The organism is Streptomyces sp. BR1 (genome assembly GCF_052373795.1).
Taxonomy (GTDB): domain Bacteria; phylum Actinomycetota; class Actinomycetes; order Streptomycetales; family Streptomycetaceae; genus Streptomyces.
Genome location: NZ_CM126252.1, coordinates 6,377,314 through 6,401,371 on the forward strand (window position 1 = coordinate 6,377,314; position 24,058 = coordinate 6,401,371).

Genomic DNA, 24,058 nt, shown 5'->3' on the forward strand with positions numbered 1-24,058 from the left:
AATATATATGCGGCCGACCGTAAAGTCATTGACTTACGGTCGGCCGCTTTCGTACGCTCCCGTGCCATGCGACTCACCCAGCAGAACCCTGAACTCGCGGCCTATCTTGTAGCGGACGAGGTCATCGACCATGACCATCCGCTCGTACGCACCCTCGCGGCGAAGCTCGCGTCCGATGTCCCTGACGTATACTCATACGCCAAGCTCGCCTATGAATTCATCCGCGACACCATCCCGCACTCCCAGGACTCGGGCGATATGCGCGTCACCTGGCGGGCCTCCGATGTCCTGGAGCAGGGCACCGGTATCTGCTACGCCAAGTCGCACGCCTATGCCGCGCTGCTGCGGGCCGAGGGGATTCCGGCCGCCCTCTGCTATCAGCGGCTCGCGGACGACGACGGCTCGAACCCCGCCATTCATGGCCTGGTCGCCGTGAAGCTGCCCGGTGAGCGGGAGTGGGCACGGCAGGACGTGCGCGGGAACAAGCCCGGAGTCGACGCCCAGTTCTCCCTGGGGGAGGAGCGGCTGGCCTGGAAGGCTCGTCCAGAGTTCAGTGAGGTGGACTACCAGGTACTCTATGATGTACCACATCCCGTGGTGCTGGCCGCCCTGAAGGCCGCGCCTGACCGTCCGTATCTCTGGCGGACGCTCCCGACCGAACTGTGAGGCACGACCGATCATGACGCTCACGCTCACCGTGTCCGACGAGGTCCGCGCGCTCGCGCCGGGCTTCACCCATGTCGCCGTCGAGGCCCGCGAACTCGTCAACGGCCCCAGTGACGCGGTGAGTTCGGCGCTGCTGGACGAGGCCGCACGGCGGCTGCGCGAGCGGCTCGGCGGCCTCGCCCCGCACGAGGACCCGCACATGGTCGCCTGGCGCGCCGCGTACACCGCGTTCGGCGCCAAGCCGTCCCGTACACGCAACTCCGCCGAGGCGCTGGCCAAGCGCGCGCTCGCCGACGGCGGGCTGCCGCGCGTCAACCGGCTCGTCGATGTCTACAACGCGATCAGCGTCGCGCATCTCATCCCGGTCGGCGGCGAGGACGCCGATCTGATCAAGGGGTCGATGCGGCTGGTGCGAGCCGTCGGCGACGAGCCGTTCCCCACGGTCGCGGGCGGCGAGACGGTGATCGAGCACCCGGACGCGGGCGAGGTGGTGTGGTGCGACGACGAGGGCGTGACCTGCCGTCGCTGGAACTGGCGCCAGGGGGTGCGCACCCGGCTGACCGAGGAGTCGACCAGTGCGCTCTTCCTGCTGGAGGGGATGGCGCCGCACTGCGATCTTCAGGCGGCGGGAGCCGAGCTCGCCGAGTTCCTGGAGAAGGCCAGTCCCGGTGCGCGCATCACCGTGCACGCCCCGGTGGGCGTCGGGGCGTGACGATTCAGCGGCTGGCCTCGCGCTCGCGGACCTCTTCGGGCGTGGGTGCGGTGCCGCCGAGGTGCGCCGGGATCCACCAGGTGTCGGCGGCGTCCTTCGGGCGTACCGGATAGGCGCGCTGGGCGGCTTCCAGGAGCTCCTGGCACCGCTCGCGCAGCCGACGGGTGATGGCGCCCGCGTACTGGTCGGCGGGGGCCTCCACCGGCTCGCCGACCCGGATGGTGACGGGGATGTGGCTGCGCTTGAAGTTGCGCGGGCGGCCCTTGGTCCACACCCGCTGGGTGCCCCACAGCGCCATCGGGATCAGCGGGACGCCCGCCTCCTGGGCGAGCCGGGCCGCACCCGACTTGAAGCTCTTGAGCGTGAACGACTGCGAGATGGTCGCCTCGGGGAAGACGCCGACGATCTCACCGGAGCGCAGCGAGGCCAGGGCGTGCGCGTACGCGGACTCGCCCTGCTTGCGGTCCACCGGGATGTGCTTCATGCCCCGCATCAGCGGGCCCGAGATCTTGTGCCGGAACACCGACTCCTTGGCCATGAAGCGCACCAGACGCTTCTGCGGCAGCGCGGCGAGACCGGTGAAGATGAAGTCCAGATAGCTGATGTGGTTGCTGACGAGCACCGCCCCGCCCGTGCGGGGGATGTTCTCCGAACCCTGCGTGTCGATCTTCAGGTCGAGCGCCTTGAACATGGTCAGGGCGGCGCCGACGACCGGCCGATACACGAGTTCTGCCATCTGGGGGAGGCCCTTCTGATCCCGGGGGAGGGTTCTCCCGGTGGAAGTTACGCAGCCGTAGGTTTTCGGCATTGGGCAGATCGTGCCCGATACGCGCCGTGCTGGCCAGTCCTGGGGCCTTGTGCGAGGGAGATTCTCATCACGTACGCCCAGGTCGGGGCCGTGAGGGAATCTTCCGGCCGGTCCCGGGCGCTGTACCGGCCGGACATCGAAGTAAGGGGAGAGGCCGTGGTGCGCGAGGACGAGCCGAGGCTCGGAGCGGGGGAGTTGGGCCGGGAGCTGGGCGAGCGGGCCACCCTGGTGCAGTTCTCCACCGCGTTCTGCCAGCCCTGCCGGGCAACTCGGCGCACTCTGGCGGAAGTTGCCGCCATGGTGGAGGGGGTCGAGCATGTGGAGATCGACGCCGAGGACCATCTCGCGCTCGTACGGGACCTCGGCATCCGGGCCACGCCCACCGTCCTGGTCCTCGACCGCGAGGGCAGGATCGTGCGCCGGGCGTCCGGGCAGCCGCGTCGCGCCGATGTGATCGCCGCGCTGGGAAAGGCGGTGTGAGCTGCGTGGAGCGTCCCGTGACGGATCTCCCACATCGTAGAACGCACTTGACTGCGCCCGTCCGCAATCGTCAGTCTGACGATGTGCCGATCCGAATCCTTCTCCACGGGCGCGTCCATGTGGACCTCGTCCGCACCGCAAGTGCGCGCTGTCCGGGCCGCTGAGCATCTTCCGGCCCCCTCGCACCGACCGCAGAAGGACAACTCCATGACGGCTTCGCCCGAGCTCGGCACCGTACGCCTCGCCTCCCCCCAGCTCTTCCGCGCTGTCTTCCGCCAGCACGCCGCGGGCGTCGCGGTGATCACCGCGCAGCGTGACGGCCGGCCCGTCGGCTTCACCGCCACCTCCCTGAACTCGGTCGCCGCCGAGCCCCCGTTGCTCTCCTTCGGCATCGGCACCGCCTCCTCCAGCTGGCCCGTGGTCGCCGAGACCGAGCACATCGGCGTCCACATACTCGGCGAGCACCAGGAAGAGCTGGCCGCGACCTTCGCGCGCAGCGGCGCCGACCGCTTCGGCGCTCCCACCCGCTGGCAACCGGGCCCCGAGGGCGTGCCCGTCCTCGACGGGGTGCTGGCGTGGCTGGTGTGCCGCGTGGTGGCCCGCATCCCGGCCGGGGACCACCGCATCGTGGTCGGCCAGGCGGTCGTCGGCGAGCCCGCGGGCGCCGGCCGCCCGCTCCTCTACCATCAGGGCCGCTTCAACGGGCTGCGGGACTGACCTCGCTCCGGGAGCGACTCAACGTCCGCGAGGGCCGAAAAGTCTCCGTACTCGCCGGTTACTCAGCGTTGTAAACGTCACAGTTCAAAGCGCTTGCTTACTGGGAACACAGTGGGTGTACTGGCGAGTAATATTTCGTTCGGAGCGTCGGTCGCCCCGACCGGAAACCGCCCCATCAGGCGCCTATGCTGCGTGCAACAAGGCAGCCCAGAAATGACGATGCAGTAGGAGAGCCGGCGTGAGCTTGAGGATCGTTGTCTGTGTGAAGTACGTGCCCGACGCCACCGGCGACCGGCACTTCGCCGATGACCTGACCGTCGACCGCGACGACGTCGACGGCCTCCTTTCGGAGCTCGACGAGTACGCGGTCGAGCAGGCACTGCAGATCGCCGACGAGGCGGACGACGCGGAGATCACCGTGCTGACCGTCGGCCCCGAGGACGCCAAGGACGCGCTGCGCAAGGCGCTTTCCATGGGCGCCGACAAGGCCGTCCACGTCGAGGACGACGACCTGCACGGCACCGACGTCATCGGCACCTCGCTGGTGCTCGCCAAGGCCATCGAGAAGACCGGTTACGACCTGGTCGTCTGCGGCATGGCGTCGACCGACGGCACCATGGGCGTGCTGCCGGCCCTGCTCGCCGAGCGTCTGAACGTTCCGCAGGTCACGCTGCTCTCCGAGGTCTCGGTCGAGGACGGCACCGTCAAGGGCCGCCGCGACGGCGACTCCGCGTCGGAGCAGCTGGAGGCGTCCCTGCCGGCCGTCATCTCCGTGACGGACCAGTCGGGCGAGGCCCGCTACCCGTCCTTCAAGGGCATCATGGCCGCCAAGAAGAAGCCGGTGGAGTCGCTGGACCTGGAAGACCTGGAGATCGAGGCCGACGAGGTCGGTCTCGAAGGCTCCTGGACCCTGGTCGACTCGGCCGCCGAGCGTCCGGCCCGCACCGCCGGCACGATCGTCAAGGACGAGGGCGAGGGCGGCAAGCAGCTGGCCGAGTTCCTCGCGAGCCAGAAGTTCATCTAAGGCTCGTCGACAGCTCGTAGAGCCCAACTGCCCCCAGATTCTTCGTACTTCGCAGGAGATTGAGTCCCATGGCTGAAGTTCTCGTCTACGTCGACCACGTGGACGGCGCCGTCCGCAAGCCCACCCTGGAGCTGCTGACGCTCGCCCGCCGCATCGGCGAGCCCGTCGCCGTCGCCGTCGGTGCCGGCGCCGAGGCCACCGCGCCCGTGCTCGCCGAGCACGGCGCCACCCGCGTCCTGACCGTCGACGCCCCCGAGTTCGCCGAGTACCTCGTCGTCCCCAAGGTCGACGCGCTGCAGGCCGCGTACGAGGCCGTGTCCCCGGCCGCCGTGCTCGTGCCGTCCTCCGCCGAGGGCAAGGAGATCGCGGCCCGCCTGGCGCTGCGCATCGGCTCCGGCATCATCACCGACGCCGTCGACCTGGAGGCCGGTGACGAGGGCCCGGTCGCGACGCAGTCCGCGTTCGCCGCCTCCTTCACCACCAAGTCCCGTGTCTCCAAGGGCACCCCGGTCATCACGGTCAAGCCGAACTCGGCCGCCGTGGAGGCCGCCCCGGCCGCGGGCGCCGTCGAGGCCCTGTCGGTCACCTTCTCCGCGCAGGCCACCGGCACCAAGGTCGTCGCCCGCACCCCGCGCGAGTCGACCGGCCGCCCCGAGCTGACCGAGGCCGCGATCGTGGTCTCCGGCGGCCGCGGCGTCAACGGCGCCGAGAACTTCGCGATCATCGAGGCGCTGGCCGACTCGCTCGGTGCCGCCGTCGGCGCCTCCCGCGCCGCCGTCGACGCCGGCTGGTACCCGCACTCCAACCAGGTCGGCCAGACCGGCAAGTCGGTCTCGCCGCAGCTGTACATCGCGTCCGGCATCTCCGGTGCGATCCAGCACCGCGCGGGCATGCAGACCTCGAAGACCATCGTGGCCATCAACAAGGACTCCGAGGCCCCGATCTTCGACCTGGTCGACTACGGCGTGGTCGGCGACCTGTTCGACGTCGTCCCGCAGCTGACCGACGAGGTCAAGGCGCGCAAGGGCTGACCTGCCCGTTCGCTCGACCGGGGGCCGCGTGGTGATCTTCACCGCGCGGCCCCCGGCCGTTTTGGGCAACCATTGACGGCAGAGGTACCCCGTTACTAAATTCTGCTATGCGGAGCATTGATTCCGCCACGTGGAAACCTGAACGCGGAGGGTGCAGGATGGGTCAGCAGGAGAAGGTGGCGACGAGCCTCGCCGGCGGCGTCAGCGAGGAGATCAGCGCCTCGCTGGTGGCCGTGGACGAGGAGCTCGCCCGCCGCTACCCGGGAGACCCCGGCACCCGCCAGCCCGTGCACACCGTCTACGTACCGGGTGACGTCTTCGACGCCGCCACCATCCGCACCTGGGGCGACCAGGCGCTGGCCGCCCTGGACGAGCACGCCCCGGCCGCCGCCTCCTTCGCCGAGGTGCTCGGCATCGCCGACGAGCTCGCCGCCCCCGTCTACGACCGGGTGCGCGCCAAGCTGGAGCGCGAGCCGATCGAAGACCTGCGCGTCGACTTCGAGGACGGCTACGGCCCGCGCCCGGACGCCGAGGAGGACGCGACCGCCGCCCGCGCGGCCCGCCTGATCCACGAGGCGTACGCGAACGGCACGGCGGCCCCGTACATGGGCATCCGTATGAAGTGCATGGAAGCGGCCGTACGCGACCGGGGCATCCGCACCACGGACGTCTTCCTCACCGGCCTCATGGAGCACGGCGGCCTGCCCGACGGGCTCGTCCTGACCCTGCCGAAGGTGACCTACCCCGAGCAGGTCAGCGCGTTCGTACGGCTCCTGGAGGCCTTCGAGAAGGCGCACGGCCTGCCCGCCGGGCGCCTCGGGTTCGAGATCCAGATCGAGACCAGCCAGTCCATCCTGGCCGCCGACGGCACCGCCGCCGTGGCCAAGATGATCGACGCCGCGCAGGGCCGCGCGACCGGCCTGCACTACGGCACCTTCGACTACAGCGCGTGCGTGGGCGTCTCCGCCGCCTACCAGGCCAGCGACCACCCGGCCGCCGACCACGCCAAGGCCGTGATGCAGGTCGCGGCGGCGGGCACCGGCGTACGGGTCTCGGACGGCTCCACCAACGTGCTGCCCATCGGCTCCACCGCGCACGTCCACGAGGCCTGGCGGCTCCACTACGGCCTCACCCGGCGCGCCCTGGCCCGCGCGTACTACCAGGGCTGGGACATGCACCCGGGCCATCTGCCGACCCGTTACGCGGCCGTCTACGCGTTCTACCGCGAGGGCCTGGAGCAGGCCGCGGCGCGGCTCGCCGCGTATGTGGCGAAGGCGGGCGGCGACGTCATGGACGAGCCCGCGACCGCCAAGGCGCTCAGCGGTTTCCTGCTGCGCGGCCTGGACTGCGGCGCCCTCGACAACGAGGAGGTCGCCCGCCTCACCGGCCTCACCCGCGCCGACCTCGACGGCTTCGCCTCCCCGCGCCGCGCGGCCCTCACCGTCACCACCCCGTAGCCCGAGCGCTGTCACCGCTGCCCCGTAGTCTGTACGCGACCACAACCGCCACACGGAACGGGGCAGCGGTGTCATCGGGGGAGAACGACCGGCTCGCGGGCCGCTACCGGCTCGTCGAACAGCTGGGCCGGGGCGGCATGGGCGTCGTCTGGCGCGCCGTCGACGAGGTGCTCGGCCGCGAGGTCGCGGTCAAGGAACTGCGGACGTACAGCGACGCCTCGGGGCCCGAACTCGGCGACCTGCGGCTGCGCATGCAGCGCGAGGCACGCGCGGCCGCGCGCGTGCGGCACCCTTCGGTCATCGCCGTCCATGACGTCACCGAACACGACGGCCGCCCGGTCATCGTGATGGAGCTCGTCGAGGGCCCCTCGCTCGACGGCGTACTGGGCGAGCGCGGCACGCTCGACGCGCGCGAGGCCGCCGTCATCGGAGCCTGCGTCCTCGAAGCGCTGGCCGCCGCCCACCGCGTCGGCGTACTGCACCGAGATGTGAAGCCCGGCAACATCCTGCTGGAGCGCGGCGGCCGGGTGGTGCTCACCGACTTCGGCATCGCCGCCATGGACGACCCCGGAGACGGCTCGGCCACGCATCTGACCCGCAGCGGTGAACTGGTCGGCTCCCTCGACTACTTGGCGCCCGAGCGGGCCAAGGGCCAGGATCCGGGCCCCGCCTCGGACGTGTGGGCGCTCGGCGCCACGCTGTACGCGGCGGTGGAGGGCTCCTCGCCGTTCCGCCGAACCTCCACCTGGTCGACGCTGAACGCCATCGTGGTGGAGCCGCTGCCCGAGCCGGTCCGGGCGGGGCCGCTCGGGACCGTACTGCGCCAACTCATGCACAAGGACCCGGCCCAGCGCCCCGACGCGGAGACTGCCGCGCGCCTGTTGTCGGCGGTGGCCGAGGGCCACGCCCCGGCCGTGACGCAGCCGCTGGGCGCGCCCGCCGCCCCGCCGCGGGAGGCGACCGTACGAGACGTACTGCCGCACCGCCCCGAGGGCTTCGGCCCGGTGGTCGCACCGTTGCCCGCACCGCCCGCCCCCAAGCGGGGACGCGCGCGGGCGATGGTGGCGGCGGGCGCGGCGGCCGTCGTGCTCGCGGGCGCCGGGGTGACGTACGCGCTGGTCGGCACGGGCGACGACAAGGGCACCCATCAGCAGGCCGTCGGCTCGGCGACCAGCCCGAGCCCGGGGTCGACCGCCGATGACGGCACGGGCCGCGCCTGGGACGGCGGCGCCCACCCGTCCACCGCGACCAGCACCCACCCTGCGGGCAAGAAAGAGCACAAGAAAAGCACCGTGGAACCGAGCAAGAAGCCATCGGGCAGCCCCGCCTCCGCGTGCGAGCCCATCGGCGGCGGCAGGTACAACTGCCAGGTGTGGCGCACCGCGAAGAGCTACCGCCACGACGGCGGCGCGGCGGGCACGCTGCGCGCGGGCACCAACTACTTCTTCTGCCAGGCCGACTTGGGCCGCCGCGAGACATACGGCAAGTGGACCAACACGTACTGGGCAAAGACGGACGACGACAACGGCAACAACAACGTCTACGTCAGCGTGGTCTACATAAAGGGCGGCACCAACAACCACCCGGTGCCGGGACTAAAGATCTGCTGACGTGGAGGTGCCGCCTTTAGAGCCTGTCTTTGAACCCCCGTCGTCCGCCCGGAAGGCGGGCGCAGCGGCGGTCGGTGCGTGCGATCGGCGTGCGGTGTGCCAGGTCATGTGGCGGAGCCACCTGTCCTGGGACACCGCACGGCGAGCGTGCGCACCGGGCGTCGGGGCGCAGGCGGGGGTTCAAAGACAGGCTCTTAGGGGCGCGGGGAACTGCGCGACAAGCCACGCACGGTCCGCAGCCGAATGCCGGGCACTCCAACGGAGCGCGGCACGGTCCGCAGCCGAAGGACCAGCACCCCGCGGAGCGCCCCGCACTCAGAGATCGCCGGGCGGCGCAATCTCCCCGGACCCCCGCGCGATCAGCGCGGTAGGCACGACCACCCGAGCGGGCGCCTCATCGACCCCGTCGAGCCGCCGAAACAACCGCTCCGCCGCAACACGCCCAAGCGCCGCCGCATCCTGCGAGATCACCGTGATCCCCAGCAGATCGGCGAGCTCGATGTCGTCGAACCCGACGAACGCGACCGGCCGCGAACGCCCGGCCAGCGTACGTACCACCGTCACCGTCACCCGGTTGTTCCCCGCGAAGATCGCGGTGACCGGCGACGGCCCGCTGAGCATCGCCTCGACGGCCGACCGCACCCGCTCGGGATCGGTCGAGCCGAGCGCGACCCACGCGTCGTCGACGACGAGCCCCGCTTCCTCCATCGCCGCCCGATACCCCCGCAGCCGCTCGGTCGCGGTGTGGATACGCGGCTGGTCACCGATGAACCCGATCCGCCGGTGCCCGTGCGCGACCAGATGCGCGACGCCCTCGCGCGCACCCCCGAAGCTGTCGGAGAGCACCGCGTCCGCCTCGATCTGCCCGGCGGGACGGTCGACGAAGACCGTCGCGACCCCGGCCTTTATCTCGGGCTCCAGATAGCGGTGGTCGCCGCCCGCCGGAATGACGATGAGCCCGTCGACGCGGCGCGCGCAGAAGGCGAGCACCAGCTCCTGCTCGCGTTCGGCGTCCTCGGCGCTGGAGCCGTTGATCAGCAGCGCCCCGTGCGCCCGCGCGACCTCCTCGATCGCGCGGCTGAGCGGCCCGTAGAACGGGTCGGCGAGGTCTTCGAGGACGAGCCCGATGGACGCGGTGCGGCCCTTGCGCAGCACGCGCGCGCTGTCGTTGCGGCGGAACCCCAGCGCCTCGATCGCCTCCTGGACGCGCCGCTCGGTGTCCGGGGTGACCCCGGCCTCGCCGTTCACGACCCGGGATACCGTTTTCAGCCCCACACCGGCGCGCGAGGCGACATCCTTCATGGTGGGCCGGATGCCGTAACGGGGCTCATGGTGGCGGGTGGTCTCGGCCACGTGCGGTGTCCTGTCGTCGTCGGGAGGATCGAGGGGTGCGAGGGATACGGGGGGTTACGGGTGGTGTGCGGAGCGGATCGCGGGGGATCGCCGTGTGGCGTCGAGCATAGGCCCTGGACAACGTTGTCAGGTGAATGGAGACTGTTGATCCGACTAGCTTCGTACCCGCGCCCACCAGGAGATCCGACACCGATGCACACCGACCTCGTCGCCGCGCTCGACATCGGCGGAACCAAGATCGCCGGAGCGCTGGTGGACGCCGGTGGCCGTCTGCTCGTACGGACGCAGCGGCCGACCCCCGCGCAGGAGGACGGCGAGACGGTGGCGCGTGCTGTCGACGAGGTGCTCGCCGAGCTGGCCGGATCCGCGCTGTGGGCGCGGGTCACCTCCGTCGGCATCGGCAGCGCGGGCCCGGTCGACGCCTCCAACGGGACCGTCAGCCCGGTCAACATCCCCGGCTGGCGTGGGTTTCCGCTGGTCGAGCGGGTACGGGCGGCGACCGGGGGGCTCCCCGTCGAGCTGGTCGGCGACGGTGTCGCGATGACCGCGGCCGAGCACTGGCTGGGCGCGGCCCGCGGCTACGACAACGCGCTGTGCATGGTCGTCTCCACGGGCGTGGGCGGCGGTCTCGTCCTCAACGGCCGACTGCACCCCGGACCCACCGGCAACGCGGGCCACATCGGTCACATCAGCGTCGACCTGGACGGGGACGCGTGTCCGTGCGGGGCGCGCGGCTGCGTGGAGCGGATCGCCAGCGGCCCGAACATCGCCCGCCGCGCCCTGGCGGGCGGCTGGACCCCGGGCCCCGACGGCGACGCCTCGGCCGCCGCCGTGGCCGAGGCCGCGCGCGCCGGGCATCCGGTCGCGCTCGCCTCGTTCGAGCGGGCCGCCCAGGCGCTGGCCGCGGGCATCGCGGCGACCGCGACCCTGACGGAGATCGAGATCGCGGTGATCGGCGGGGGAGTGGCGGGCGCGGGCGACATCCTCTTCGCCCCGCTGCGCCGGGCCCTGCACGACTACGCCACGCTGTCCTTCGTCCAGGGCCTCAAGGTCGCCCCCGCGCTGATGGGTACGGACGCGGGTCTGGTGGGCGCGGCCGCCGCGGCCGTCAGCGCTCCGACGACTGCTCGCCGGGCGGTGCGGGCGGGAAGGTGATGTCTCATCACCTTCCGCCGGATTCACGGCAGTTGAGCCGATGAGACGCACTTCGTGCTGCGCTCGCTGGCGACGCGCGTTTGCGGTAGAGCTTGTTGGAGTCTGTTGGAATAGAACTGGTAACGGTTACCCGGTGTCGCGTCAAAACCCTTGACGGCGCCCTCACTTGGGGGTGTGATCCAAGCCACGCGTTCGGTTGTGTTGGGTTGCACCCCAAGGAGGGGGACATGGCGCAGTCATCGTTCAGAGGTCCTGCTGTGCCCGGGAGCGTCGCGGGACATCGGATGTCACGGCGAAGTCTCCTGCGCGGTGCGGCGATCGGCGCCGGGGCGGTCACGCTCCCCTCGCTGCTCGCCGCCTGCTCCAGCGGACCCGGCGGTGACAGCAAGACGATCCGGATGGGCTCCAACTCCTCGGACGCGGTGCCGAAGAAGGCCTTCGCGGACGCCTTCAAGGCGTACGAGCAGCAGTCCAAGGAAGGCCGCACGGTGAAGGTCAACACCGTGGACCACAACACCTTCCAGGAGAACATCAACCGCTATCTCCAGGGCAAGCCCGACGAGGTCTTCATGTGGTTCGCCGGGAACCGTATGCAGTTCTTCGCCAAGAAGGGGCTGCTGCACGACATCAGCGACCTGTGGCAGGGCTTCCAGGGCTTCTCCCCGGCGCTGAAGGCGCAGTCGACGGGTGAGGACGGCAAGCAGTACCTCACGCCGTACTACTACTACCCATGGGCTGTGTTCCACCGCAAAAGCGTCTTCCAGCAACACGGTTACCAGGCGCCCAAGACGCTCGACGACTACGTCGCGCTCGCCAAGCAGATGCAGAAGGACAAGCTCGTACCGATCGCGTTCTGCGACAAGGACGGCTGGCCCGTCATGGGCACCTTCGACTACATCAACATGCGCAGCAACGGTTACGACTTCCACCGCGATCTGATGGCGGGCAAGGAGTCGTGGACGGACAAGCGGGTCAAGGACGTCTTCGACACCTGGCGCAGAATCCTTCCGTACTGCCAGAAGGGCGCCAACGGCCGCACCTGGCAGGAGGCCGCGCAGAGCCTGCAGAAGAAGGAGACGGGCATGGCGGTCTTCGGACTGCCGCACGTGGGGCAGCAGTTTCCGGTGTCCGAGCAGGACGACGTCGACTTCTTTCCGTTCCCCGTCATCAACCCGGAGCACGGCCAGGACGCGGTCGAGGCGCCCATCGACGGGTTCCTGCTCGCCAAGAACGCGAAGAGCCTGAAGAACGCCAAGAGCATGGAGAGCGCCAAGGACCTCCTGAAGTGGCTCGCCACCCCGAAGGCCGAGGACACCTACCTCGCCAGTGACCCCAACAACATCGCGGTCAACAGAGGGGCGGACACGACCAAGTACAGCGCGCTCCAGAAGAAGTCCGTCGGGCTGATCTCCGGCGCCAAGCAGATCTCGCAGTTCATGGACCGCGACACCCGGCCGGACTTCTCCTCCACCGTGATGATCCCGGCACTCCAGCGGTTCATCGGCAACCCGAACGACGTGGACGGGCTGGTCAACGACATCGAGCGGCAGCGAAAGACGATCTTCGCCGCGGACTGATACGCCGGGTGTGCGTCAACTGGCCTGTCCCTGCCCCGACTTGGAGTACTCAGCCGTGTCGCTCATCTCCGCACGGCGCGCCGGACGACGAGGGCCGCGGCGGTTCACCGCCCGTGACCTCGTCGTCCTCGGCGTGCTGCTCGGCATACCCGTCCTGCTCGACCTCGCCATCGTGTGGGGCCCGACCCTCGCGTCCGTCGTCCTCTCCTTCACCAGCTGGGACGGGATCGGCGACATCAAATGGGTCGGCACGCAGAACTACACGAACATCTTCACCAACTACCCGCCGTTCTGGCCGGCGGTCCGCCACAACCTGCTGTGGCTGGCCTTCCTCGGCCTGGTCGCCGTCCCGTTCGGGCTGCTGCTCGCCGTACTGATCGACCGGGGCGTCCGCTTCAGCCGCTTCTACCAGTCGACGCTCTACATGCCGGTCGTCCTGTCGCTCGCCGTCGTCGGCTTCATCGCGCAACTCGTCTTCTCGCGCGACCAGGGCGCGTTGAACGCGATGATCGGCGACAAGCAGAACCCGACCGACTGGCTGGGCGATCCGCACCTCAACATCTGGATGATCCTGCTGGCGGCGGCCTGGCGGCACACGGGTTACGTCATGATCCTGTACTTGGCGGGCCTGAAGGCGGTGGACCCCACGCTCAAAGAGGCAGCGGCGATCGACGGGGCGAGCGAGGCGCAGACGTTCTTCAGGGTGGTACTACCGACCCTGCGCCCGGTCAATGTGATCGTCGGCGTGATCACCGTCATCGAGTCGCTGCGCGCCTTCGACATCGTGTACGCGGTCAACCACGGCCGCAACGGCCTCGAAGTGCTGTCCGTGCTCGTGACCGACAACATCATCGGCGAGGCCAGCCGCATCGGCTTCGGCTCCGCGATCGCCGTCGTGCTGCTGACCGTCTCCCTCGGGTTCGTCGTGACGTACCTGGTCCAGGAGATCCGAGGGGAGAAGAGCAGATGACCGTGGACACCGCACCCGTGGCCCCCGCCACCGCCCCGCCGGTGCCGCCCCCGTCCCGGCGCCGCCGCGTCCGCCCCGGCCGCCTGGGCGTGCACGCGTTCCTGATGACGGTCTCGCTGGCGTTCCTGGCGCCGCTGCTGCTGGCGGTGTACGCGTCGCTGCGCCCATACGACGAAACATCGAAGGACGGCTACTTCTCCCTCCCCAAACACCTGTCGTTCACGTACTACAAACAGGCATTCACCGACTCCGGCATGACGAAGTACTTCGTCAACACACTGATCATCGCGGTGCCGGGTGTGCTGGTGACGCTGTTCCTGGCGTCGTTCGTGGCGTTCGCGGTCTCCCGCCTGAAGCTGCGCGGCGGCATCGTGCTCCTGATGCTGTTCACGGCGGGCAACCTGCTGCCCCAACAGGTCATCGTGACCCCGCTGTACGTACTGTTCAACCGCATCCCGCTGCCGTACTGGATGTCCGACTCGATGACGATGTTCGACTCGTACTGGGCCGTCATCGTCGTCCACATCGGCTTCCAGATCGGCTTCTGCGTCTTCGTCCTGGCCAATTTCATGCGGACGCTGCCGCAGGAGATCCTGGAGGCGGCGATCGTCGACGGCGCGGGCGTCTGGACCCAGTACTGGCGCATCACCCTCCCCCTGTGCCGCCCGGCCCTGGCAGCCCTGGCCACGCTCCAGTTCACCTGGATGTACAACGACTTCCTGTGGGCCCTGGTCTTCATGTCGGACGGCGACAAACTCCCCATCACCTCGGCCCTGAACAACCTGCGGGGCCAGTTCTTCACGGACTACAACTTGCTGGCGGCGGGGTCGGTGATTGTGGCGCTGCCGACGCTGGTGGTGTTCTTGCTGCTGCAGCGGCACTTCATTGCGGGGCTTACGTTGGGGTCCAGTAAGGGGTAGTGCTGGGCTGCGGGGACTTGGAGTCAGGTGGCTCGGGCGGGGCATCGAACCGCCCGGTCAGCCAGCCCAGCCGTGCACTGCGGCCACCACCGCCTCGGTGTCGCAGAGATCGGGCAGCACCAAGTCCGCCCCGGCCTCGCGCAGTTCCCGCTCACTGCTCCTGCCGGTGGCGACGGCCACGGCCCGTACGCCGTGTGCGTGAGCCCCTGCCACGTGCGCAGGTGTGTCGCCGATGAGGACCGCGTCGGCAGCCTGCACCTCGGCCCGTTCCAGGGCCAGCCGCACCAGGTCGGCGCGCTCGTCGGCCTCCTCGTATTGCGTGCCCGAACGGAGCGACGCCGCGTTGCGCCGTGCGCTGCGGTTCGGCGACGGCTGGTACGGCAGCGGTGTCGGCGCCGCGGAGGTCACCGGTGTCCGCGACCGCCTGCGTGACCTCGGCGGCACCGAAGACGCGGACCGCCTGACGCTCGCTTCGGCTGTGTTCCTCACTCCGCCCGGCGTTCCCGCTGTGGTTCCGCCACCCGGGCGGCCGCTCGGTGGAGCTGAGCCCACCGCAGCGAGCGTCGTCGACGACCTTGGTCGCCTTGCCGAGGCAGGACTCACCGACTGCACCCTGTGGCTGCCTGTCGCGGCCGAGCGTGTCGAGAAGGCCATGGAGTGGGGCGCGGCGGAGGTAACACCGCGACTCGCCTGATGCCCCTCGATGCCCTGCCGGTAGTCGGGCGCGTGGCTCAGCCCACCGCCTCCGGTACGTACTGGCGCACCACGACCAGGAACGCGTCCGACTCCAGGTCCATCACGACCTCCGCCGCGACGCCCTCGTCACGGCGGTCCCGGGCGAACTCCTCGGCGGGCCAGCTGCCGCGCGGGCCGCCGGCGGGAAAGCGTTCCAGCACTGTACGACGCATTCGTCGCACCCCCTCGATCTCTTCCGGCACTCGCACAACGATGTCCCCACCGCCTGCGTTACGGCCCCCCGTGGCCGGTGCTCCACCAAGAAGGACGCGCCGCGCGGCCGGAACGGCGCGTTCAACGTGCAACGGCATCGCCACAGTTGTGGGCAAGATCAGGGCGCCCGGTTCCCCCCGGGGGTTTCCGTGGCACTCTGTTGCGGGCAATCCACTGGGGGCTACGGAAGAGGGGGAACCGTGATCGTCTGGATCAACGGTGCGTTCGGCGCGGGCAAGACCAGCACCGCGCGCGAACTGGTCGACCTGATCCCGAACAGCACCTTGTACGACCCCGAGGTGATCGGCGGCGCGCTGCGGCATCTGCTGCCGCAGAAACGACTCGCCGAGGTCAGCGACTACCAGGACCTGCCGATCTGGCGCCGCCTCGTGGTCGACGGCGCGGCCGCGCTGCTCGCCGAGGTCGGCGGGGTCCTCGTGGTGCCCATGTCGCTGCTGCGGCAGGAGTACCGCGATGAGATCTTCGGCGGGCTCGCCTCCCGCCGTATATCCGTACGGCATGTGCTTCTTACGCTTGAGGAAACGATCCTGCGCAACCGGATCGCCGCCCGTGTCGAAGTGCCCGACGACCCTGAAGCCAGCGAGCGCTGCCGCCAGTGGGCGTACGAGCACATCGCGCCCTATCGCGCGGCCCTCGGCTGGCTCACCGAGGACGCCCACGTCGTCGACAACGGCGCCCTCACCCCGCGCCGCACCGCCGAGCTCATCGCCGAGGCCGTACGCAGCGGAGCGGCCCGCGAATGCGAGATCGTCCAGACGCCGGAACCCACGGCCGAGACCCTCGCCGCCGGGGTGCTGCTCTTCGACGAGAGCGACCGGGTGCTCCTGGTGGACCCGACGTACAAGCCGGGCTGGGAGTTCCCCGGGGGCGTCGTCGAACGCGGCGAGGCGCCCGCCCGCGCGGGCATGCGCGAGGTCGAGGAGGAGATCGGCATACGGCTCGACCGGGTGCCGCGCCTCCTCGTCGTCGACTGGGAGCCGCCGACGCCGCCCAGATACGGCGGTCTTCGGATGCTCTTCGACGGGGGACGGCTCGACCACGCCGACGCCGGGCAAGTGCAACTGCCGGGCCCGGAGCTGCGCGGCTGGCGGTTCGTCGGCGAGGAGGAGGCCGCCGATCTGCTGCCGCCCGCCCGCTACGAACGGCTCCGCTGGGCGCTGCGGGCCCGCGAGAAGTCGACGGTGTTCAACCTGGAGGCGGGGGTGCCGGTGGGGTGAGGCGGGAAGGCGTCGGGTGGGGGCGGGCCTCGGTTAGGCGGACCCGCGCGCCCCGCGTCAGGCGGTCGCCCCGGGACTCCTCCGCCGGCACCCGCGCGCCCGGTCAGGCAGACGCCTCCGTCAGTACCTTCGCCGTGTCCGTCGTCAGCGGGTCCCCGTGACCGAAGCACGCCACGGATGGGGCGAGGGCGGCGAGGCGCCGGAACGAGGTCTGGGCCTGGGCCCGGTCCACGTTGAAGACGCCCAGCATCACCTGGCCCACCCCGGCCACGCAGTCGCCCGTGAACAGCACGCCGTGGCGCGGGAGATGGATGCCGATCGAGCCGTCGGTGTGGCCGGGGGAGTGGACCACGACCGCGCCGCCGCCGAAGTCGAGCACATCCCCGTCCTCGACCTCGCGGTCGATCCTGGTCGACGGTGCCTCCGGCACCGTCAACGCGTGTTCCCACAGCGGAAGTTCCCAGTCCAGCAGAACCGGGTCCGCCCTCGGCCGCTCGCCCCGGATCACCGGCGCGTCCAGCCGATGGGCGATCACCTCGGCCCCGTACCGCTCGGCCAGCTCGCCGGCCGCCCCGTAATGGTCGTTGTGGCCGTGCGTGATCACGATCCGGCGGATCGCGGCCGGGTCGAGCCCGAGGCCGCCAATCGCCTCCTCGATGGGCGCGGCGGCATTCACGTCACCCGCGTCCACCAGCGTCAACTCGTCCCCGTCCTGCCACAGATACGCCTGGCCGGTCGGGAAGCGGAACATGTGCAGATGCGACGTCACTCGTACGAGATCCATGCGGCGAACGTACGTCGCGCCCGTCGCACCCGGCGTGGATCTACGCTCTGCGCGATTCCGCCCAGAGCGTGAGCGGGGTCGTCACGCTCCGGGCGGATTCATGACCAACCGTCAGGACTGCTTCGAGTGCGCGTAGTTGACCAGGAAGTGCGCCTCGGCGACCGAAAGGCGCTCCAGCTCCTGCGGCGACACGCTCTCGTTCACCGCGTGGATCTGCGCCTCCGGCTCGCTCAGCCCGATCAGCAGGATCTCGGCCTGCGGGTAGAGCGCGGCGAGGGTGTTGCAGAGCGGGATCGAGCCGCCCATGCCGGAGGACTGCATCTCCTCGCCCGGGTAGGCGATCCGCATGGCCTCGGCCATCGAGGTGTACGCCGGGCTGGTGATGTCCGCGCGGAACGCCTGGCCCTGGCCGACCTGCTCGAAGGAGACCCGCGCGTTCCACGGCACGTTCTTCTCGATGTGTGCGTACAGCAGCTTGGTGGCCTCGGTCGCGTCCACGCCCGGCGGCACCCGCAGGCTGATCTGCGCCCGCGCGCTCGCCGGGATGGACGGGGTCGCGCCCGCCACCGGGTGGCAGTCGATGCCGACCACCGTGACGGCCGGACGCGCCCAGATACGGTCGGCGACCGTGCCGGTGCCGGGCAGCTCCACCCCGTCGAGGACCTTGGCGTCCTTGCGGAACTCGGCCTCCGGGTACTGGAGTCCGTCCCACGCCGAGTCGGCGGCGAGGCCGTCGACGACCGTCTGCCCGTTCTCGTCCCGCAGCGAGTCCAGTACGCGGATCAGCGCGGCCAGCGCGTCGGGCGCCGCGCCGCCGAACTGGCCCGAGTGCAGGTTGCCTTCGAGCGTCTCGATGCTGACCCGGATCATCGTCATACCGCGCAGGGTCGCGGTGACCGTGGGCAGGCCGACGCGGAAGTTGCCGGTGTCGCCGATGACGATGGCGTCGGCGGTGAGCAGGTCGGGGTGCTCCTCGGCGTACCGCTCCAGACCGCCCGTGCCCTGCTCCTCCGAGCCCTCGACGATGACCTTCACCGAGACCGGGACGCCGCCGTTGGCCTTCAGCGCGCGCAGCGCCAGCAGGTGCATGATGAAGCCGCCCTTGCAGTCCGCGGCGCCGCGCCCGTACCAGCGGCCGTCGCGCTCGGTCAGCTCGAACGGCGGGCTCAGCCAGGCGGACTCGTCCAGCATCGGCTGTACGTCGTAGTGCGCGTACAGCAGAACGGTCGGCGCGTCGGCCGGGCCGGGCAGGAAGCCGTACACCGACTGGGACCCGTCAGGGGTGTCGAGCAGGGCCACGTCCTGGAAGCCCTCTGCGCGCAGCGCCCCGGCGACCCAGGCGGCGGCCGCCTCGCACTCGCTCCTGGGCGCCACTGCCTCGTCCGCCACCGAATGGAACGCCACCAGTTCCGTGAGCTCCGCCTGTGCGCGGGGCATGAGAGAGGCGACGGTCTCGGCGATCGGATTCGCGGTCATGGGCACGCTCCTCGTGGGTGCGACGTTGAGGTACGTGAACGCGTATGTACGCGCACGTGTATGTACTACGAAGGTATGGCCGATCCTCCCACACGGTCGAGCGGGACCTACCGCGCCGTAGGATGCGGTCATCAGCTTGGCCACGGGTCGGATCGGGAGCAGAAGCACATCGTGAGCAGCGAGAACGCAGATGCCGGGACGCAGCACGGCGAGCCGGGGACGGCGCCCGTATGGGATGTCGTCGTGGTCGGCGCCGGGCCCGCGGGCGCCTCGGCGGCCTACGCGGCGGCCGTCGCGGGCCGTCGGGTGCTCCTCCTGGAGAAGGCCGAGCTGCCCCGCTACAAGACCTGCGGCGGCGGCATCATCGGACCCTCGCGGGACGCGCTGCCGCCCGGGTTCGAACTGCCCCTCAAGGAGCGGGTGCACGCGGTCACGTTCTCGCTGAACGGCCGCCTCACGCGTACGCGCCGCTCCAAGCAGATGCTCTTCGGGCTCATCAACCGGCCGGAGTTCGACGCCGGACTGGTCGAGGCGGCCCAGAAGGCGGGTGCCGAGCTGCGCACCCAGGTCACCGTCCAGCGGGTCGAGCAGCACGGCTCGGCCGTCCCCGACCGGCGCACGGTCGCGGTGGTGCTGGCCGGCGGCGAGACCGTCCTCGCGCGCGCGGTCGTCGGCGCGGACGGCAGCGCCAGCCGGATAGGGGCCCATGTCGGCGTCAAGCTCGACCAGGTCGACCTGGGCCTGGAGGCCGAGATCCCGGTGCCCGCGACGGTCGCCGAGGACTGGGCGGGCCGGGTGCTCATCGACTGGGGCCCGATTCCCGGGAGTTACGGCTGGGTCTTCCCCAAGGGCGACACGCTCACGGTCGGCGTGATCTCCGCGCGCGGCGAGGGCGCCGGGACCAAGCGGTATCTGGAGGACTTCATCGCCCGGCTCGGCCTGGCCGGATTCGAGCCCGCCGTCTCGTCCGGGCATCTGACCCGGTGCCGCAGCGACGACTCGCCGCTCTCGCGCGGCCGGGTGCTGGTGTGCGGGGACGCGGCGGGGCTGCTGGAGCCGTGGACCCGCGAGGGCATCTCGTTCGCGCTGCGCTCGGGGCGGCTCGCGGGCGAGTGGGCGGTGCGCATCGCGGAGTCGCAGGACGCGGTGGACGCCCGGCGCCAGGCGCTGAACTACGCCTTCGCCATCAAGGCGGGCCTCGGCGTGGAGATGGGCGTGGGCCGCCGGATGCTGACGCTCTTCGAGAAGCGCCCGGCGATGATGCACGCCGCGATCACCGGCTTCCGCCCGGCGTGGAAGGCCTTCGCCGACATCACCCGGGGATCGACGACGCTGGCAGGTCTGGTGCGTACGCATCCGATGGCGCGGCGTGTGCTGGACGCGGTGGACCGCCGCAGCTCGTAGCGGGCCTCGTAGGAAGGCCGGACGCGGGCCCGGGCCCGGGAGGCCGGGCCCCGTTCAGGCGTCGACGGTGATGCGGAAGACCGGGTGGTCGGGCGCGGCGGCGAGCAGTTCGTCGTCGCTCGACTTCGCGGTGACGCCCTGGAAGTACTGGTTCACCTCCCACCCCCAGCGCTCCAGGTAGGTGCGCAGGACGGCGGTCTTCTCGCTGTCCGACATCTCCACGGCCGTGAAGGCGCGGACCTTGCGGCCCACCCGCAGCTCGCCGCCGCCCGCCGCCCGCATGTTGCGCACCCACTGCGAGTGCCCGCGCGCCGAGATGAGGTACTGCGCGCCCTCGTACGTGTGCGGGTTGACCGGCACGCGCTGCATCTTGCCGCTCTTGCGGCCGCGTACGGAGAGCTCGGCGGTGCCGGCCAGGCTGAGGCCGTGGCGGGCGAGCCAGCCGATGGCGCTGTTCATCCGGACGGTGAAGCTGCTGCCCTTGAGGTAGTACGGCTGCGACGGCATCGGCTGCGACGACATGGGGAACCCCTGAGGTTTGGAGAGCGGTGCTCTCTCGGCATTTCGAGAGCGGTGCTCTCGCTTGAGAGCAGTGTGCACGGGATCGGTGATCCAAAGCAAGAGCAGTGCTCTCGAATTTGTGCGGGAGTCTCTGGCCGGATCAATGCTCTCGTTCTTGGGCACCGCTCTCGCCGATGGCAGAATGCCCCCATGAGCACCGTCAAGGGCGCCCGAGCCCGCGCACGTACCGAGATCACCGCCGCGATCAAGGACGAGGCGAGAAAACAGCTCGCCGCCGAGGGCGCGGCGAAGCTCTCGCTGCGCGCCGTCGCCCGCGAGCTCGGCATGGTGTCCTCCGCCCTCTACCGCTACTTCCCCAGCCGCGACGACCTGCTGACCGCGCTCATCGTCGACGCCTACGACGCGGTGGGTGAAGCAGCCGAGCGCGCCCTCGCCAAAGCGGATCCCGAGGAGTCGCCCGCTCAGCGCTGGGTCGCCGTCTGCCGGGCCGTGCGTGGCTGGGCGCTCGCCCACCCCTATGAGTACGCGCTGATCTACGGCTCGCCCGTCCCCGGCTACACCGCCCCCCAGACCACGATCGCCCCCGCCGGCCGGGTCGGGTTCGTGCTGATCTCGATCGTGAGCGACGCCCACCGGGGCCGGGGCGTCGCCGTGCCCCGGCTCGCGCCCGAGCTGCGGGCGGAGGCGGAGCGGATGGCCGAGGAGTTCGCCCCCGAGCTGCCCCCGGCCATCGCCGTCGCGCTGGTGGCGGCCTGGTCGCAGCTGTTCGGGCTGATCTCGTTCGAGCTGTTCGGCCAGTTCCACCGGATCGTCGAGGAGCGGGACGCGTTCTTCGCGCACGCGGCCGCCGGGCTCGCGGCCACGGTCGGCTTGGTACTCCCCGGGGAGTAGCCGTGATCACCACGCCGGGCTGACGCCCGCGCCCGCCGCCCGGGGCTAGCGTGGCCGGTATGGAACAGCAGCAGCCACCGCGCCCCGCCCGCTGCGGTGCCCCGGCCCGGCCCCGGGAGGCGGTGCCGCCCTGGGCGCGGTTCGGGGGCGCGCGGGCCTGGGGCCCGGGTGGTGGAGTGGGGGCCGATGGGCGCTCCCGGCTGCCGTGGGTGTCGACCGTCCTGCTGACCTTGTTCGTCCTGGGAGGCTCCGGCTTCGCCGCGCACGACCAGCCCGACCGCGCCGCGCTCGACCTCTTCGCGCGGCTGCTCATCGTCGCGGCCTGCGCGGTGCTCCTGCTGCGCCGCCGCCACCCCGTGCTCGCCGTCTTCGGCACGGCGGGCGCCACCATGCTCTATCTGGGCGCCGGTTACCCGTACGGGCCGATCCTGATCGCGGTGGCCGTCGGCTGCTTCGCGGCGATCGTCGCCGGGCAGCGCCGGGCCGCCTGGGCGGCGGTCGGGATGCTCTGGCTCGGCCATCTCCTCGTCGCCCACTGGCTCTACCGCTGGCTGCCCCCGCAGGGCGACCGGGCCGCGCCCTGGGGGCAGGAACTCGTCGTCACCGCCTGGGTGTTGGCGGTCCTGGCGGTCGCCGAGCTCATGCGCGTACGACGTGAGCAGTGGGCCAGGGCGGGGGCCGAGCGGGCGGCCGCGAACCGGCGGCGCGCCGACGAGGAGCGGCTGCGGATCGCCCAGGAGCTGCACGATGTGCTCGCGCACAGCATCTCGGTCATCAACGTCCAGGCGGGCGTGGGCCTCGCGCTGCTCGACTCCGACCCGGAGCAGGCGCGCACCGCGCTGACCACCATCAAGTCGGCCAGCAAGGAGGCGCTCGGCGAGGTCCGCCAGGTCCTGGATACCCTGCGCACCCCGGGCGACGCCCCCCGCTCGCCCGCGCCCGGCCTGGACCGCTTGCCCGAACTCGTCGAACAGGCCGCGGCCGCCGGGCTCACCGTCGAGACCGAGACCACCGGCGTACGCAAGAACCTGCCGCCGGGCGCCGATCTGGCCGCGTTCCGTATCGTCCAGGAGGCGCTGACCAATGTGGTGCGCCACTCCGGCTCCCGTACCGCCCGGGTCCTGGTCGGATACACGCCGGGCGCGCTCGAACTGCGCGTCGACGACGACGGACCCGCAACGCCGGGCGACGCGGGCGGCAGCGGGAACGGGCTGATCGGCATGCGCGAGCGGGCCGCCGCGCTCGGGGGCACCATCGAGGCGGGCCCGCGCCCGGACGGCGGCTTCCGGGTGGTCGCCCGGCTCCCGCTCACCCGCACCGCACCCAGGGAGACACCGTGATCCGCGTACTGCTCGCCGACGACCAGTCGCTGGTCCGGGCCGGGTTCCGGGCGCTGCTGGATGCCCAGCCGGACATCGAGGTGGCGGGCGAGGCCGCCGACGGCGAGGAGGCGGTGGGCCGGGTGCGCGAACTGCGGCCCGACGTCGTGCTGATGGACATCCGGATGCCCCGGCTCGACGGGCTCGCCGCCACCCGCCTCATCACCGGCGACGAGGAGCTCGCGGCGGTGAAGGTGGTCATGCTCACCACGTTCGAGCTCGACGAGTACGTCTTCGAGGCGATCCGGGCCGGTGCCTCCGGGTTCCTGGTCAAGGACACCGAGCCGGAGGAACTGCTGCGTGCGGTACGGGCGGTGGTGGGCGGGGACGCGCTGCTCTCGCCGGGGGTGACCCGGCGGCTGATCGCCGAGTTCGCGGCCCGCTCCAAGGAGCCGGCCACGGCCGAAAGTCTGAGCCATCTGACCGAGCGGGAGCGCGAGGTGATGGCGCTGGTCGGAATGGGGCTGTCCAACGACGAGATCGCGCGCCGCCTGGTCGTCAGCCCGCTCACCGCCAAGACCCATGTGAGCCGCACCATGGTCAAGCTCGGCGCCCGCGACCGGGCCCAACTGGTCGTGCTCGCCTATGAGTCGGGCCTGGTCCGGCCGGGCTGGCTCGGCTGATTCGGGCGGCTCTCTCCCCGGCGGTTCTCACCCGCGTACGAGAAGCGCCACAGCACGTGTACGGTCCGGCTGACGAAGACGAGGACGGCGGCGGCCGTGCCCGCGAGGAGCAGTAACCCCCGGGCGGGATGGCGCAGTTCGAAGGTGAAGACGGGTCCGGCGACGGCGCCGAACGCGAGGAACGCCCCCAACAGGGCGGTCACCACGGCGTAGCCGATCTCGACGGTGACGGCATCGCGGTCGGCCCGGCTCCGATTCCCCATGGGAGAAGTGTCCGCACAGATGCGGCCGACGGGCAAGAAGCACCCGTCGG

26 protein-coding genes are annotated in these 24,058 nt (G+C 71.0%); 18 read left to right on the forward strand and 8 right to left on the reverse strand.

Annotation, left to right across the window (positions count from 1 at the left end):
* Positions 1-66 precede the first annotated feature (66 nt).
* Together ACT1U9_RS28030 and ACT1U9_RS28035 are read left to right on the forward strand one after the other, a co-directional pair.
* Positions 67-666 (forward strand): transglutaminase-like domain-containing protein, encoded by a 600-nt coding sequence (locus tag ACT1U9_RS28030; protein WP_444535394.1) that lies wholly within the window; start codon positions 67-69, stop codon positions 664-666.
* A 13-nt stretch (positions 667-679) separates the two neighbouring features.
* Entirely contained in the window at positions 680-1,378 is a 699-nt protein-coding gene (locus ACT1U9_RS28035; protein ID WP_444535395.1) for a B3/B4 domain-containing protein, read from the forward strand.
* A 4-nt stretch (positions 1,379-1,382) separates the two neighbouring features.
* Here the strand turns inward: ACT1U9_RS28035 and ACT1U9_RS28040 are convergent, their stop codons facing one another.
* Positions 1,383-2,114, reverse strand: coding sequence for a lysophospholipid acyltransferase family protein (locus ACT1U9_RS28040; protein ID WP_444535396.1), 732 nt, complete (start codon positions 2,112-2,114; stop codon positions 1,383-1,385).
* Positions 2,115-2,342: 228 nt separating this feature from the next.
* Between ACT1U9_RS28040 and ACT1U9_RS28045 the strand changes: the two genes are divergently transcribed.
* From ACT1U9_RS28045 to ACT1U9_RS28070, 6 genes are all read left to right on the forward strand, one after another.
* A complete protein-coding gene (locus tag ACT1U9_RS28045; protein WP_444539268.1) occupies positions 2,343-2,666 on the forward strand; it encodes a TlpA family protein disulfide reductase in 324 nt (107 codons plus the stop codon).
* 207 nt (positions 2,667-2,873) lie between these two features.
* A complete protein-coding gene (locus ACT1U9_RS28050) occupies positions 2,874-3,383 on the forward strand; it encodes a flavin reductase family protein (protein ID WP_444535397.1) in 510 nt (169 codons plus the stop codon).
* A gap of 238 nt (positions 3,384-3,621) precedes the next feature.
* Positions 3,622-4,407 (forward strand): electron transfer flavoprotein subunit beta/FixA family protein, encoded by a 786-nt coding sequence (locus tag ACT1U9_RS28055; protein ID WP_444535398.1) that lies wholly within the window; start codon positions 3,622-3,624, stop codon positions 4,405-4,407.
* 68 nt (positions 4,408-4,475) lie between these two features.
* Complete coding sequence (locus tag ACT1U9_RS28060; protein ID WP_444535399.1) at positions 4,476-5,438, forward strand: electron transfer flavoprotein subunit alpha/FixB family protein; 963 nt, start codon at positions 4,476-4,478, stop codon at positions 5,436-5,438.
* A 158-nt stretch (positions 5,439-5,596) separates the two neighbouring features.
* Positions 5,597-6,895, forward strand: coding sequence for a DUF6986 family protein (locus tag ACT1U9_RS28065; RefSeq protein WP_444535400.1), 1,299 nt, complete (start codon positions 5,597-5,599; stop codon positions 6,893-6,895).
* Between the two features lie 68 nt (positions 6,896-6,963).
* Positions 6,964-8,505: a serine/threonine-protein kinase gene (locus ACT1U9_RS28070; RefSeq protein ID WP_444535401.1), complete on the forward strand. Its 1,542-nt coding sequence runs from the start codon at positions 6,964-6,966 to the stop codon at positions 8,503-8,505.
* A 315-nt stretch (positions 8,506-8,820) separates the two neighbouring features.
* Here ACT1U9_RS28070 and ACT1U9_RS28075 read toward each other — a convergent pair whose 3' ends face one another.
* On the reverse strand, positions 8,821-9,858 hold the full coding sequence (locus ACT1U9_RS28075) for a LacI family DNA-binding transcriptional regulator (RefSeq protein ID WP_444535402.1): 1,038 nt from the start codon (positions 9,856-9,858) through the stop codon (positions 8,821-8,823).
* Positions 9,859-10,050: 192 nt separating this feature from the next.
* On the opposite strand from ACT1U9_RS28075, the gene ACT1U9_RS28080 reads away from it, so the two are divergent.
* The 4 genes from ACT1U9_RS28080 (at position 10,051) to ACT1U9_RS28095 (ending at position 14,480) form a co-directional block, all read left to right on the forward strand.
* Positions 10,051-11,013 (forward strand): ROK family protein, encoded by a 963-nt coding sequence (locus ACT1U9_RS28080; protein ID WP_444535403.1) that lies wholly within the window; start codon positions 10,051-10,053, stop codon positions 11,011-11,013.
* 284 nt (positions 11,014-11,297) lie between these two features.
* Positions 11,298-12,590, forward strand: a complete 1,293-nt coding sequence (locus tag ACT1U9_RS28085; protein ID WP_444535404.1) for an ABC transporter substrate-binding protein — start codon at positions 11,298-11,300, stop codon at positions 12,588-12,590.
* A 55-nt stretch (positions 12,591-12,645) separates the two neighbouring features.
* On the forward strand, positions 12,646-13,560 hold the full coding sequence (locus ACT1U9_RS28090) for a carbohydrate ABC transporter permease (protein ID WP_444535405.1): 915 nt from the start codon (positions 12,646-12,648) through the stop codon (positions 13,558-13,560).
* Positions 13,557-14,480, forward strand: a complete 924-nt coding sequence (locus tag ACT1U9_RS28095; RefSeq protein ID WP_444535406.1) for a carbohydrate ABC transporter permease — start codon at positions 13,557-13,559, stop codon at positions 14,478-14,480. Before ACT1U9_RS28090 ends, ACT1U9_RS28095 begins: the two co-directional genes overlap by 4 nt.
* Before the next feature lie 57 nt (positions 14,481-14,537).
* Here ACT1U9_RS28095 and ACT1U9_RS28100 read toward each other — a convergent pair whose 3' ends face one another.
* Positions 14,538-14,765 carry an HAD family hydrolase gene (locus ACT1U9_RS28100; RefSeq protein ID WP_444535407.1) on the reverse strand — a complete coding sequence of 76 codons (228 nt, stop codon included), beginning with the start codon at positions 14,763-14,765 and terminating at the stop codon, positions 14,538-14,540.
* A 34-nt stretch (positions 14,766-14,799) separates the two neighbouring features.
* On the opposite strand from ACT1U9_RS28100, the gene ACT1U9_RS28105 reads away from it, so the two are divergent.
* Complete coding sequence (locus ACT1U9_RS28105) at positions 14,800-15,174, forward strand: hypothetical protein (RefSeq protein ID WP_444535408.1); 375 nt, start codon at positions 14,800-14,802, stop codon at positions 15,172-15,174.
* A gap of 37 nt (positions 15,175-15,211) precedes the next feature.
* Here ACT1U9_RS28105 and ACT1U9_RS28110 read toward each other — a convergent pair whose 3' ends face one another.
* A complete protein-coding gene (locus ACT1U9_RS28110) occupies positions 15,212-15,388 on the reverse strand; it encodes a hypothetical protein (protein WP_444535409.1) in 177 nt (58 codons plus the stop codon).
* A gap of 240 nt (positions 15,389-15,628) precedes the next feature.
* Here ACT1U9_RS28110 and ACT1U9_RS28115 point away from each other — a divergent pair, with 240 nt between their 5' ends.
* Positions 15,629-16,666: an NUDIX domain-containing protein gene (locus tag ACT1U9_RS28115; protein ID WP_444535410.1), complete on the forward strand. Its 1,038-nt coding sequence runs from the start codon at positions 15,629-15,631 to the stop codon at positions 16,664-16,666.
* 103 nt (positions 16,667-16,769) lie between these two features.
* Here the strand turns inward: ACT1U9_RS28115 and ACT1U9_RS28120 are convergent, their stop codons facing one another.
* Positions 16,770-17,450 (reverse strand): MBL fold metallo-hydrolase, encoded by a 681-nt coding sequence (locus tag ACT1U9_RS28120; protein ID WP_444535411.1) that lies wholly within the window; start codon positions 17,448-17,450, stop codon positions 16,770-16,772.
* 111 nt (positions 17,451-17,561) lie between these two features.
* On the reverse strand, positions 17,562-18,926 hold the full coding sequence (locus ACT1U9_RS28125; RefSeq protein ID WP_444535412.1) for a dipeptidase: 1,365 nt from the start codon (positions 18,924-18,926) through the stop codon (positions 17,562-17,564).
* 171 nt (positions 18,927-19,097) lie between these two features.
* Between ACT1U9_RS28125 and ACT1U9_RS28130 the strand changes: the two genes are divergently transcribed.
* Positions 19,098-20,330 carry a geranylgeranyl reductase family protein gene (locus tag ACT1U9_RS28130; RefSeq protein WP_444535413.1) on the forward strand — a complete coding sequence of 411 codons (1,233 nt, stop codon included), beginning with the start codon at positions 19,098-19,100 and terminating at the stop codon, positions 20,328-20,330.
* 54 nt (positions 20,331-20,384) lie between these two features.
* Here the strand turns inward: ACT1U9_RS28130 and ACT1U9_RS28135 are convergent, their stop codons facing one another.
* Positions 20,385-20,852 (reverse strand): nitroreductase family deazaflavin-dependent oxidoreductase, encoded by a 468-nt coding sequence (locus tag ACT1U9_RS28135; RefSeq protein ID WP_444535414.1) that lies wholly within the window; start codon positions 20,850-20,852, stop codon positions 20,385-20,387.
* Between the two features lie 189 nt (positions 20,853-21,041).
* Here ACT1U9_RS28135 and ACT1U9_RS28140 point away from each other — a divergent pair, with 189 nt between their 5' ends.
* Genes ACT1U9_RS28140 through ACT1U9_RS28150 form a run of 3 tightly spaced genes read left to right on the forward strand, consistent with a single transcriptional unit; the run spans position 21,042 to position 23,745 of the window.
* Positions 21,042-21,743, forward strand: coding sequence for a TetR/AcrR family transcriptional regulator (locus tag ACT1U9_RS28140; protein WP_444535415.1), 702 nt, complete (start codon positions 21,042-21,044; stop codon positions 21,741-21,743).
* Between the two features lie 59 nt (positions 21,744-21,802).
* The gene (locus tag ACT1U9_RS28145; protein ID WP_444535416.1) at positions 21,803-23,083 is read left to right on the forward strand and encodes a histidine kinase; all 1,281 of its coding nucleotides are present in this window, start codon (positions 21,803-21,805) and stop codon (positions 23,081-23,083) included.
* On the forward strand, positions 23,080-23,745 hold the full coding sequence (locus ACT1U9_RS28150) for a response regulator (protein ID WP_444535417.1): 666 nt from the start codon (positions 23,080-23,082) through the stop codon (positions 23,743-23,745). The genes ACT1U9_RS28145 and ACT1U9_RS28150 overlap by 4 nt, the downstream gene beginning before the upstream one ends.
* Here the strand turns inward: ACT1U9_RS28150 and ACT1U9_RS28155 are convergent.
* On the reverse strand, positions 23,706-24,008 hold the full coding sequence (locus ACT1U9_RS28155) for a DUF6332 family protein (RefSeq protein ID WP_444535418.1): 303 nt from the start codon (positions 24,006-24,008) through the stop codon (positions 23,706-23,708). The genes ACT1U9_RS28150 and ACT1U9_RS28155 overlap by 40 nt on opposite strands.
* Between the last annotated feature and the right edge of the window lie 50 nt (positions 24,009-24,058).